Below are 11,348 nucleotides of genomic sequence, written 5' to 3' on the forward strand. Positions count from 1 at the left end.
CCGCCGGGCTACTCACCGTAGAACAGGAGCCCCCCCCAAAACCGCCGCCCAACCGAATTTGGTAAATTCCCCCCTCACCCGCATGCCCACCCGAATTCCCACGGCCAATTCGGGGCAATCCGACCTCTCCCCGAGGGGAGAGGAGATCGCCGGCGTTGATGCCAGCCTCTTCTCCCCAGCGGGGAGAAGGTGGCCGCCCACGGGTCTTGCCTCCGGCAAGCCCGAGGACAGGCTCCGCGGCCGGATAAGGGGGACTTCCTATAGAAGAGCCCTGCCCCAGGATGGGGCGCGCCTGTGCATGACGAGATATCTGAAATGATCTCAGCATTGCTCGCCGGGGCGGTTGCCCTGGCTCTCGTCCTCCATATAGCCTGGCTTGCGCGGGCCAGCCGCGCCAAGGCTTCGACCGGGCTTGCCGCCGACGAAGCCGGCGTCCGCGCCGTCGTCCCCGACGCGGCCAACGTCTCGGACGGCACTGCCGGCGTCGTCACCTTCGCCGGCTCGTGGAACGGCCGGCGGGTGCAGGTGCGGACCATCGTCGACACGCTGGCGATCAGGAAGCTGCCGGCGCGCTGGCTGAGCGTTTCGATCACCGAAAAGGTCGCGATACCAGGCACTTTCGATATGATGATGCGGCCGGGATCGCCGACGACCTTTTCCAATTTCGATCATCTCGACCATACGCTGCCGAAGGCGGCGGGATTTCCGGCCGAGGCGGTGCTGCGGAGCGACCGCAAGGGCGTGCGCTTCCCCGAAACCGTCATCGCCGGCCACCTCGATGTCTTTGCTGAGGAGCGCGCCAAGGAATTGTTGATCACGCCGAACGGCGTGCGCATCGTCTGGCTTCTGGCCGAGGCCGAGCGGGCGCGCTACGGCGTATTCCGGCAAGCCGAATTCGGCACGGTCAGGCTCGATCCGGTGCTGATCGAGAGGCTGCTGTCGTCGGCTTCGGCGCTGCGCGATGCCATCAATCAAAGCGAACGGCAAGCGGCATGACCAGCCAGATCACCACCTCCCCCGCACCACCGAGCCCCTATCTGGTTCTGGGCGCTGCGATTGTCTTGCCGGCGAGCGGGCATGTCGTGCTCGGGGTGCCGGTGCGCGGCCTGCAATTCCTGTTCTTCATGGTGATCCTCGCCTGGGTCACCGCCAAGATCGCGCCGCCAGACGCCAGCTTCGTCGGACGCCATGCCGGCGGCTTCCTGATCTATGCCCTGTCGATCCTGGATGCCTACAAGATCGCCCGCATCCGCTATGCCAAATGGGTCCACAATGGCGGCCAGCGCAGCGACAGTGCGGCCGGCAGCGCCTCAGCCGATATATAACGACAGGAAAATTTTTTTCATACCAATTGAATTCCCGGGACTCATTCGATACATCTCGGAGGGAACAAACTCGCGGAGGCTGACATGTGCGGAATCGTCGGACTGTTTTTGAAGGACAAGTCGCTCGAGCCCCAGCTTGGCGCGATGCTGTCGGAGATGCTGATCTCGCTCAGCGATCGCGGTCCCGACAGTGCCGGCATCGCCATCTATGGCGCGTCCTCCAATGAAGCCAAGATCACCATCCAGTCGGCCAAGCCGGAGCGCGATTTCCGCGGCCTCGACGCCGAACTCGCCGAGGCGATCGGCGCGCCGGTGAGCATTGCTGCGAAGTCGACGCATGCGGTGGTCCGGACGACGCCTGCCAAGATCGACGAAGCGCGCGAGGCGATCCAGACGCTGCGCCCCGACATCCGCATCATGGGCGCCGGCGACGTCGTCGAAATCTACAAGGAAGTCGGCTTGCCCGAAGCGGTCGTCGACCGTTTCGGCGTCCGCGAGATGACCGGCACCCACGGCATCGGCCATACCCGCATGGCGACCGAATCGGCGGTGACGACGATGGGCGCGCATCCGTTCTCGACCGGCGCCGACCAGTGCCTGGTGCACAATGGCTCGCTGTCCAACCACAACAATGTCCGCCGCGAGCTGATCCGCGAAGGCATGACATTCGAGACCGAGAACGACACCGAGGTCGCTGCCGCCTATCTCTCCTCGCAGATGGCGCATGGCAAGAATCTCGGCGAGGCGCTGGAAGGCACGCTGAGCGATCTCGACGGCTTTTTCACCTTCGTCGTCGGCACCAAGAACGGCTTCGGCGTGGTGCGCGACCCGATCGCCTGCAAGCCCGCAGTAATGGCCGAAACCGACCAGTATGTCGCCTTCGGCTCGGAATATCGTGCGCTCACCAAACTGCCCGGCATAGACAATGCGAAGGTCTGGGAACCCGAGCCCGCAACCGTCTATTTCTGGGAGCATTGAACCAATGCCGGCAATTAACCTCTCCAAGGCGGCTCGCGAGCCGGGCCATGCGTCACGGGTCTTCGATCTGGCCGAAATGTCGCTGCGCGAGCTCAACCAGGCGCTGCACGATCTGGCGCCCGGTTCGAACGAGACCGCCTGGGAGGTGCTCCACCCGCGAGGCAGCCATTCGGTCGCCGTCGGCGTCGACCAGCCGGTCGCCATCGATGTGCGCGGCAGCGTCGGCTATTATTGCGGCGGCATGAACGACGGCGGCACCATCACCGTGCATGGCTCGGCCGGGCCCGGCGTCGGCGAGAACATGATGTCCGGCCAGATCGTCGTCAAAGGCGATGCCAGCCAGTATGCCGGCGCCACCGGCCGGGGCGGGTTGCTCGTCATCGAAGGCAACGCGTCGTCGCGCTGCGGCATCTCGATGAAAGGCATCGACATCGTCGTCCATGGCAATATCGGCCACATGTCGGCCTTCATGGCGCAGTCCGGCAACCTCGTGGTGCTGGGCGACGCCGGCGATGCGCTCGGCGATTCCATTTACGAGGCGCGGCTTTTCGTGCGCGGCAAGGTCGAAAGCCTCGGCGCCGACTGCATCGCCAAGGAGATGCGGCCCGAGCATCTCGAATTGCTGCAAGGCTTGCTCGACCGCGCCGGCGTGACCGGCGTCAAGGCGGCGGAGTTCAAGCGTTATGGCTCGGCTCGTACCCTCTACAATTTCAATATCGACAACGCCGACGCGTATTGAGGCTCAATGACCTATCGCAACCCGCCGACGACGCCGCGCAAATCCGCGACCTTCGACGACTACACGCTTTCCGAGATCCGCCGCGCCGCGGCGACCGGCATCTATGACATCCGCGGCGCCGGCGCCAAGCGCAAGCTGCCGCATTTCGACGACCTTCTGTTCCTCGGTGCTTCGATCTCGCGCTATCCGCTCGAAGGCTATCGCGAGCGCTGCGACACCAGCGTCGTGCTCGGCTCGCGCTATGCGAAGAAACCGATCGAATTGAAAATCCCGATCACCATTGCGGGCATGAGCTTCGGCTCGCTGTCCGGCCCGGCGAAGGAAGCGCTCGGCCGCGGCGCGACGCTGTCCGGCACCTCGACGACCACCGGCGACGGCGGCATGACTGAGGAAGAGCGCGGCCATTCGAAGACGCTGGTCTACCAGTATCTGCCGTCGCGCTACGGCATGAACCCGCGCGATCTGCGCCGTGCCGACGCGATCGAGGTTGTCGTCGGCCAGGGCGCCAAGCCAGGCGGCGGCGGCATGCTGCTCGGCCAGAAGATCTCCGACCGCGTCGCCGAAATGCGCACGCTGCCGAAGGGCATCGACCAGCGCTCGGCTTCGCGCCACCCCGACTGGACCGGGCCGGACGACCTCGAGATCAAGATCCTGGAACTGCGCGAGATCACCGACTGGGAAAAGCCGATCTACGTCAAGGTCGGCGGCGCGCGGCCGTATTACGACACCGCGCTTGCGGTGAAATCGGGCGCCGATGTCGTCGTCGTCGACGGCATGCAGGGCGGCACGGCGGCAACCCAGGAAGTGTTCATTGAAAATGTCGGCCAGCCGACGCTTGCCTGTATCAGGCCGGCGGTGCAGGCGCTGCAGGATCTCGGCATGCACCGCAAGGTGCAGCTGATCGTCTCGGGCGGCATACGCAACGGGGCCGACGTCGCCAAGGCGCTGGCGCTCGGCGTCGATGCGGTGTCGATCGGCACGGCAGCGCTTGTCGCGCTCGGCGACAACGACCCGCGCTGGGAGGCGGAATACAACGAACTCGGCACCACCGCCGGCGCTTATGACGACTGGCATGAGGGTCGCGACCCGGCCGGCATCACCACGCAGGATCCCGAGCTAATGAAACGGGTCGATCCGATTGCGGCCGGACGACGGCTGGCGAATTATCTTAAGGTGATGACACTTGAGGCTCAGACAATCGCCCGCGCGTGCGGCAAGAACAGCCTGCACAATCTCGAGCCCGAGGATCTTGTGGCCTTGACGATCGAAGCCGCCGCCATGGCCGGCGTGCCGCTGGCCGGCACCAACTGGATACCGGGCAAGAACGGCTTCTAAAACAAACCAAATGCCAGTAAGCGAGGAACTATAATGGGGAACGATCTCGCCGCCTTCGCCAAGGAAAAGGGCGTCAAATATTTCATGATATCCTACACCGACCTGTTCGGTGGGCAGCGCGCCAAGCTGGTGCCGGCGCAGGCGATCGCCGACATGCAGCGGGACGGTGCCGGCTTTGCCGGTTTTGCCACCTGGCTCGACCTGACGCCGGCACATCCCGACATGCTGGCGGTGCCGGATCCGGCCTCGGTGATCCAGTTGCCTTGGAAGCCGGAGGTCGCCTGGGTCGCCGCGAACTGCATCATGGACGACAAATCGGTCGAGCAGGCGCCGCGCAACACGCTGAAGCGGTTGATCGCGGAGGCCGCTGGCGACGGCATGCACATCAAGACCGGCGTTGAGGCCGAATTCTTCCTGATCTCGCCGGATGGCAAGACGATTTCCGACGAATATGACACGGCGTCGAAGCCCTGCTACGACCAGCAGGCGGTGATGCGCCGCTACGACGTGATCGCCGAGATCTGCGACCACATGTTGGCGCTCGGCTGGGGCGCCTACCAGAACGACCACGAGGACGCCAACGGCCAGTTCGAGATGAACTGGGCCTTCGACGACGCGCTGGCGACCGCCGACAAGCATTCCTTCTTCAAATTCATGGTGAAATCGGTCGCCGAAAAGCACGGCCTGCGCGCAACCTTCATGCCTAAACCCTTCCAGGGCCTGACCGGCAATGGCTGCCATGCGCATATCTCGGTGTGGGACAAAGACGGCAAGACCAATGTCTTTGCCGATAATGCGATGGAGCTCGGCCTGTCGGCCAAGGGCAGGAATTTCCTCGGCGGCATCATGAAACATGCGTCCGCGCTTGCCGCCATCACCAACCCGACGGTCAATTCCTACAAGCGCATCAACGCACCGCGCACCATCTCCGGCGCCACCTGGGCGCCGAACACGGTGACCTGGACGGGCAACAACCGCACCCACATGGTGCGCGTACCTGGGCCAGGCCGCTTCGAGCTGCGCCTGCCGGACGGCGCGGCAAACCCCTATCTTCTGCAGGCCGTCATCATCGCCGCCGGCCTTGACGGCGTCCGCTCGAAGGCCGACCCCGGCAGGCGCTACGATATCGACATGTACCAGTTCGGCCATACGGTCGAGGGCGCGCCGAAGCTGCCGCTCAACCTGCTCGACGCATTGCGCGAATTCGACAACGACAAATCGCTCAAGACGGCGCTGGGTGAGGAATTCTCGTCGGCCTATCTAAAGCTCAAGCAGCAGGAATGGAATTCCTATGCTTCCCACTTCACCCAGTGGGAGCGCGACCACACGCTCGACATCTGATCCGGAATTGTTGCACGCCCGGCGCGAAACAGGTTCATGAAATACTCGATCTTCTCCCTCGCCCGGGCGGCATTTTCCGGCCACAAGAACTGGCAGCGCACCTGGCGCGACGCCAGCCCGAAGAGCCACTACGACGTGGTGATCATCGGCGGCGGCGGCCATGGCCTGGCGACGGCATGGTTCCTCGCCAGCGAATACGGCATCAGGAATGTCGCGGTGCTGGAAAAGGGCTGGATCGGCTCCGGCAATGCCGGCCGCAACACCACCATCATCCGCTCCAATTACGGGCTGCCCGGCAATACCGGCTTCTACGAGCTGTCGATGAAGCTGTGGGAGCGGATGGAGCAGGACCTCAACTACAACACCATGGTCAGCCAGCGCGGTGTCATCAACCTCTACCATTCCGACGCGCAGCGCGACGCCTATGCGCGGCGCGGCAACACCATGCGCATCAACGGCATCGATGCCGAACTGCTCGATCTGGCGGCGGTCAGGAAGATGATGCCGTTCCTGAACTTCGACAACGCACGTTTCCCGGTGCAGGGCGGCCTCTTGCAGCGACGCGGCGGCACGGCACGGCACGATGCCGTGGTCTGGGGCTACGCGCATGCGGCGAGCGCGCTCGGCGTCGACATCATCCAGAATTGCGAAGTGACCGGCTTTGTCCGCGATGGCAGCGGCAAGGTGACCGGCGTCGAGACGAGCCGCGGCAGGATCGGCGCGGCCAAGGTCGGCATGGCCGTCGCCGGCTCCTCGTCGCGCGTCGCGGCGATGGCCGGCATGCGGCTGCCGATCGAAAGCAATGTGCTTCAGGCCTTCGTCTCCGAGGCGATCAAGCCGCTGATCCCCAATGTCATGACGTTCGGCGCCGGGCATTTCTACGTCAGTCAGTCCGACAAGGGCGGCCTGGTCTTCGGCGGCGATATAGACGGCTACAATTCCTACGCCCAGCGCGGCAATCTGCCTGTCATGGAAGACGTCTGCGAAGGCGGCATGGCGCTGATGCCGATGATCGGCCGGATACGGCTGCTGCGTCAGTGGGGCGGCATCATGGACATGTCGATGGACGGCTCGCCGATCATCGACAAAACACCGGTCGACGGGCTCTATCTCAACGCCGGCTGGTGCTATGGCGGCTTCAAGGCGACGCCCGGCTCCGGCCTGGTCTTTGCCCATCTTCTGGCGCGCGACGAGCCGCACAAGGAGGCTATCCGCTTTCGCCTCGACCGCTTCCGGCGAGGTGCGATGATCGACGAAAAGGGCCAGGGCGCCCAACCGAACCTGCATTGAAGGCTGGCTGAAGAAGCAATGCGCATTGTCTGTCCCTTCTGCGGCGAACGCGAACTCGGTGAGTTCACCTATCTGAGCGACGCCAAGCCGGTGCGTCCGGCGGCCGGCGCCACCGAAGACGAGGTCTTCGACTACGTCTATCTGCGCGACAATGTCGCCGGGCCGATGAGCGAATTCTGGTATCATGGCGGCGGCTGCCGGGCCTGGCTGAAGGTCGCCCGCAACACGCTGACGCATGAGATTTCGGCGGTCGAACCGGCTGCAGGCGTTGGTGCAAGGCAGGCTGCAAGATGAATTCTGTCCAGGTTAGCGCCGCCCCTCACCTGCCTGCCGGCCTCCTCTCCCCGTATAGAGACGGGGAGAGGGGCGCCGTCATCGATTGTTTCGCCAATCATCGACGTTCCCTGAAAGGCGCCGAGGTTGCGGCCAGCCCCCTTCTCCCCGTCACTATACGGGGAGAAGTGCCCGGCAGGGCGATGAGGGGCAGCGCGGCGCTCCTGCTTAAGGGCCAGCAAACGTGACCTCCAGCCAGCCCTATCGTCTCGTATCAGGCGGTCTCATCGATCGCGCCGTGCCGCTGGCCTTCCGCTTCGACGGCAAGAGCTTTGCCGGCTTCCAAGGCGACACGCTGGCCTCGGCGCTGATCGCCAATGGCGTCAAGCTGGTCGGCCGCTCGTTCAAATACCATCGGCCGCGCGGCATCCTGACCGCTGGTTCGGAGGAGCCCAACGCGCTGGTCGAACTGCGCAGCGGAGCGCGGCGCGAGCCGAACACCAAGGCGACCACGGCCGAACTCTATGACGGGCTCGAAGCCGCCAGCCAGAACCGCTGGCCGTCGCTGCGCCACGACCTGATGGCGGTCAATCAGCTGTTCGCGCCGATCTTCGTCGCCGGCTTCTACTACAAGACCTTCATGTGGCCGGCGAAATTCTGGGAAACGATCTACGAGCCAACGATTCGCCGCGCCGCCGGCCTCGGCCGCGCTGCAGGCGTCGCCGATCCCGACCATTACGACAAGGCGTGGGCGCATTGCGACGTGCTGATTGCCGGGTCCGGCCCGGCCGGGCTGGCTGCGGCACTGGCGGCCGGGCGCGGCGGCGCCCGCGTCATCCTGTGCGAGGAAGATTTTGCGCTTGGCGGCCGTCTGCTCGCCGACGGCGGCATGATCGACGGCGCGCCGGCGGCCGAATGGATTACGCGCACGCTGGCCGAACTCGCCGCACTGCCCGATGTCCGCATCATGACCCGCACGACATTGTTCGGCGTCTATGATGGCGGCACCTATGGCGCCATCGAGCGGGTCAACGACCACCTGCCCTCGCCGCCCGAGCACCAGGTGCGCCAGCGGCTGTGGCGGATCGTGGCCAAGCGCTGCGTCGTCGCCGCCGGCGCCATCGAGCGGCCGATCGTCTTTGCCGGTAACGACACGCCGGGCGTGATGATGGCTTCGGCGATGCGGACCTATGTCGCGCGCTACGCGGTTACCCCTGCCAAGAGGATCGCGCTGTTCACCAACAATGAGGATGGCTGGCGCACGGTCGAGACCGCGCTTGGCGCCGGTTTGCAGATCGCGGCGGTCGTCGACGCGCGCCCGGACGTCTCCGCCGCGCATCGCGCGCTTGCCGCCAAAGGCGGCTTTGCCGTGCTCAACGGCTCGGTCAGCGGCGTCGAAGGCGGCAAGGACGGGGTCCGGAAAATCGTGGTGGCGCTGACCGGCGGCGCACGGGCGGAAGTCGAAGCCGACGGGCTTGCCGTGTCCGGCGGCTGGAATCCGGCGGTCGGGCTGACCTCCTATCATCGCCGCCGGCCGAAATGGCAGGACGATATCGCAGCCTTCGTGCCGGATGGTGCACCGCCCGGCATGGTGGCCGCCGGCGCCGCCAACGGCGCCTTCGGGCTGGGCGACTGCCTGCGCCAGGGCTTTGCCGCGGGTGCTGCGGCAGCGCAGAGTGCTGGACGCAGCGGCAATGCCGGAACGTCGCCGGTCGCCGACAGCGAGGCGTTTTCGCTGACACCGCTTTGGTATGTGGCCGGCAAAGGGAAAGCCTTCGTCGATTACCAGCATGACGTGACCGCGTCCGACATCGAACTGGCGCAGCGCGAAGGTTTCGAATCGGTCGAGCATCTCAAGCGCTATACGACGCTCGGCATGGCCACCGACCAGGGCAAGACCTCGAACGTCGCCGGTCTCGCCATCATGGCGGCGGTATCGGGCAAGTCGATCCCCGAGACGGGCACGACGATCTATCGCCCGCCCTATGTGCCGGTCGCCATCGGTGCCTTCGCCGGCCATCATCGCGACGAGAATTTTCATGCGACGAGGCTGACGGCATCGCATCACTGGGCAGCCGAACAGGGCGCGGTGTTCGTCGACACCGGCCTGTGGAAGCGCGCGCAATGGTATCCGCGCGCCGGCGAAAAGGACTGGCTGGACTCGGTCACCCGCGAGGTCAAGGCGGTGCGCTCCGGCGTCGGCTTCTGCGATGTCTCGACGCTCGGCAAGATCGACGTGCACGGCCCGGATGCCGGCGCCTTTCTCGACCGCGTCTACATCAACACCTTCTCCAGTCTCGCCGTCGGCAAAGCCCGCTACGGGCTGATGCTGCGCGAGGACGGCATCGTCTATGACGACGGCACGACGTCACGGCTGGCCGAGGACCACTATTTCCTGACCACCACCACCGCCAAGGCCGGGCTGGTGATGCAGCATCTCGAATTCTGCCGGCAGGTGCTGTTCCCCGAATTCGACGTGCAGCTGACATCCGTCTCCGATCAATGGGCGCAGTTCTCGATCGCCGGGCCGAAGACCCGGGACCTGCTTCGGGAAATGGTCGATCCGGCGGAGGATTTGTCGAACGAGGGCTTTCCCTTCATGGGGGCGCGGGAAGTCGCGCTTCGCGGCGGCATCAGAGCGCGGCTGTTCCGCATCTCGTTTTCGGGCGAAATGGCGTTCGAGATTTCGGTTCCCGCCCGCTATGGCGAGGCGCTGGTGCGCAATTTGATGCTGGCCGGCAAGCCGTTCGGCGTTACGCCCTACGGTACCGAGGCGCTCGGCGTCATGCGCATCGAAAAGGGCCATGTCGCCGGACCGGAGCTGAACGGCACGACGACGGCCGCCGACCTCGGCCTCGGCAAGATGATGTCGACCAAAAAAGATTTCATCGGCCGCGTCATGGCCGGGCGCGAGGCGCTGATTGCCCCAGACCGGCAGGTCGTCGTCGGCATCAAGCCGGTCGACAAGACGCGCCGCCTGCGTTCCGGCGCGCATATCATCCCGAAGGGCGAGACGCCCGGTCCCGATAACGACCAGGGCTACGTCACCTCGGTCTGCTTCTCGCCGACGCTCGACCAGTGGATTGGGTTGGCACTGGTTGAGCGCGGGCGCGAGCGCATCGGCGAAATCGTCCATGCGCAAGACCCGCTGCGCGGCGAAGACTACGATGTCGAGCTGTGCAGTCCCGTCTTCTACGATCCGGATGGAGGGCGCCAGCGTGGCTGAGTTTTCCTGGATTGCCCGCAGTCCGCTGGAGAAAGCGCTTGTTGTCGGCGCCTGTGGCGCGCGCGGCACGGCGGCCGGCGTATCGCTCACCGAGATCCGCAATTTCGACCTGATCCAGGTGATGGCGCGGCGCGGCAAAGCGGCAGAACTGGCGAAGGCCGCCGAAACCCGCTTCGGCGTTGCCGCCCCGGAAACGCCGAAGGCGACCCGAGCTCCCGACGCTACGCTGATCTGGTCGGGACCGGATCAGTTCCTGGTCCTGTCCAATGGCGGCAAGCACGCGAGCGAACCGCTGAGCCAGGCGTTTGCGCAATCCGCCTCGTTGTCCGACCAGTCGCATGCCCGCGCGCTGATCAGCGTTTCCGGAGAAAAGGCGCGCGCGATGCTGGCCAAACTGTCGTCGCTAGACCTGCACCCCGCGGCGTTCCCGGCCGGCACCGCTGCCGCGACATCGATCGACCATACCGGCGTCAATCTGTGGCGCGGCAATGACCGGCCGGACGGACAGGCGGTGTTCAATCTTCTGGTGTTCGCCACCTTCGCGGAAAGCCTGTGGCATACGATGCTGGACGCTGCCGCCGAGTATGGCGTCGAGATCAGCCACAGCGAGGAGTTGGCATAGCCTTGGCGCGTCTTCCCTTCTCCCCTTGTGGGAGAAGGTGGATCGGCGCGCAGCGCCGAGACGGATGAGGGGTGTTCCAGCGGAGTGAGAGGCTGGCGTTCCCTGGAACACCCCTCATCCGTCGCCTTCGGCGACACCTTCTCCCACAAGGGTGTTTGGACTGGGGACATCGCGAACAGATGTGCGAGGACATCGCGAACAGTTTTGCGCTTTTGCGCG

General features: G+C 65.1%; 10 protein-coding genes. All 10 read left to right on the forward strand.

The features are described from left to right. Positions 1–306: 306 nt before the first annotated feature. Positions 307–996, forward strand: a complete 690-nt coding sequence (locus NKJ55_RS34500) for a hypothetical protein (protein ID WP_352453801.1) — start codon at positions 307–309, stop codon at positions 994–996. Next, on the forward strand, positions 993–1,325 hold the full coding sequence (locus tag NKJ55_RS34505) for a hypothetical protein (RefSeq protein ID WP_352453793.1): 333 nt from the start codon (positions 993–995) through the stop codon (positions 1,323–1,325). Before NKJ55_RS34500 ends, NKJ55_RS34505 begins: the two co-directional genes overlap by 4 nt. An 84-nt stretch (positions 1,326–1,409) precedes the next feature. Continuing rightward, a complete protein-coding gene (locus NKJ55_RS34510; protein ID WP_352453794.1) occupies positions 1,410–2,303 on the forward strand; it encodes a class II glutamine amidotransferase in 894 nt (297 codons plus the stop codon). A 4-nt stretch (positions 2,304–2,307) separates the two neighbouring features. Continuing rightward, positions 2,308–3,042 carry a GltB/FmdC/FwdC-like GXGXG domain-containing protein gene (locus NKJ55_RS34515; RefSeq protein WP_352453795.1) on the forward strand — a complete coding sequence of 245 codons (735 nt, stop codon included), beginning with the start codon at positions 2,308–2,310 and terminating at the stop codon, positions 3,040–3,042. 6 nt (positions 3,043–3,048) lie between these two features. Then, on the forward strand, positions 3,049–4,377 hold the full coding sequence (locus NKJ55_RS34520) for an FMN-binding glutamate synthase family protein (RefSeq protein WP_023673984.1): 1,329 nt from the start codon (positions 3,049–3,051) through the stop codon (positions 4,375–4,377). Positions 4,378–4,410: 33 nt separating this feature from the next. Beyond that, on the forward strand, positions 4,411–5,718 hold the full coding sequence (glnT, locus tag NKJ55_RS34525) for a type III glutamate--ammonia ligase (protein ID WP_352453796.1): 1,308 nt from the start codon (positions 4,411–4,413) through the stop codon (positions 5,716–5,718). A gap of 36 nt (positions 5,719–5,754) precedes the next feature. Continuing rightward, complete coding sequence (locus NKJ55_RS34530; RefSeq protein WP_352453797.1) at positions 5,755–7,008, forward strand: sarcosine oxidase subunit beta family protein; 1,254 nt, start codon at positions 5,755–5,757, stop codon at positions 7,006–7,008. A gap of 18 nt (positions 7,009–7,026) precedes the next feature. Continuing rightward, positions 7,027–7,302 (forward strand): sarcosine oxidase subunit delta, encoded by a 276-nt coding sequence (locus NKJ55_RS34535; RefSeq protein ID WP_352453798.1) that lies wholly within the window; start codon positions 7,027–7,029, stop codon positions 7,300–7,302. Positions 7,303–7,525: 223 nt separating this feature from the next. Further along, positions 7,526–10,507 (forward strand): sarcosine oxidase subunit alpha, encoded by a 2,982-nt coding sequence (locus NKJ55_RS34540; RefSeq protein WP_352453799.1) that lies wholly within the window; start codon positions 7,526–7,528, stop codon positions 10,505–10,507. Beyond that, positions 10,500–11,129 carry a sarcosine oxidase subunit gamma gene (locus tag NKJ55_RS34545; RefSeq protein ID WP_352453800.1) on the forward strand — a complete coding sequence of 210 codons (630 nt, stop codon included), beginning with the start codon at positions 10,500–10,502 and terminating at the stop codon, positions 11,127–11,129. The genes NKJ55_RS34540 and NKJ55_RS34545 overlap by 8 nt, the downstream gene beginning before the upstream one ends. The last annotated feature ends 219 nt before the right edge of the window (positions 11,130–11,348 follow it).

The organism is Mesorhizobium sp. M0106, from assembly GCF_040322715.1.
Taxonomy (GTDB): domain Bacteria; phylum Pseudomonadota; class Alphaproteobacteria; order Rhizobiales; family Rhizobiaceae; genus Mesorhizobium.

Coding starts and splice junctions, on each gene's coding strand:
- NKJ55_RS34505 (WP_352453793.1), top strand. CDS start 993: ATGACCAGCCAGATCACCACCTCCCCCGCACCACCGAGCCCCTATCTG.
- NKJ55_RS34510 (WP_352453794.1), top strand. CDS start 1,410: ATGTGCGGAATCGTCGGACTGTTTTTGAAGGACAAGTCGCTCGAGCCC.
- NKJ55_RS34515 (WP_352453795.1), top strand. CDS start 2,308: ATGCCGGCAATTAACCTCTCCAAGGCGGCTCGCGAGCCGGGCCATGCG.
- NKJ55_RS34520 (WP_023673984.1), top strand. CDS start 3,049: ATGACCTATCGCAACCCGCCGACGACGCCGCGCAAATCCGCGACCTTC.
- glnT (WP_352453796.1), top strand. CDS start 4,411: ATGGGGAACGATCTCGCCGCCTTCGCCAAGGAAAAGGGCGTCAAATAT.
- NKJ55_RS34530 (WP_352453797.1), top strand. CDS start 5,755: ATGAAATACTCGATCTTCTCCCTCGCCCGGGCGGCATTTTCCGGCCAC.
- NKJ55_RS34535 (WP_352453798.1), top strand. CDS start 7,027: ATGCGCATTGTCTGTCCCTTCTGCGGCGAACGCGAACTCGGTGAGTTC.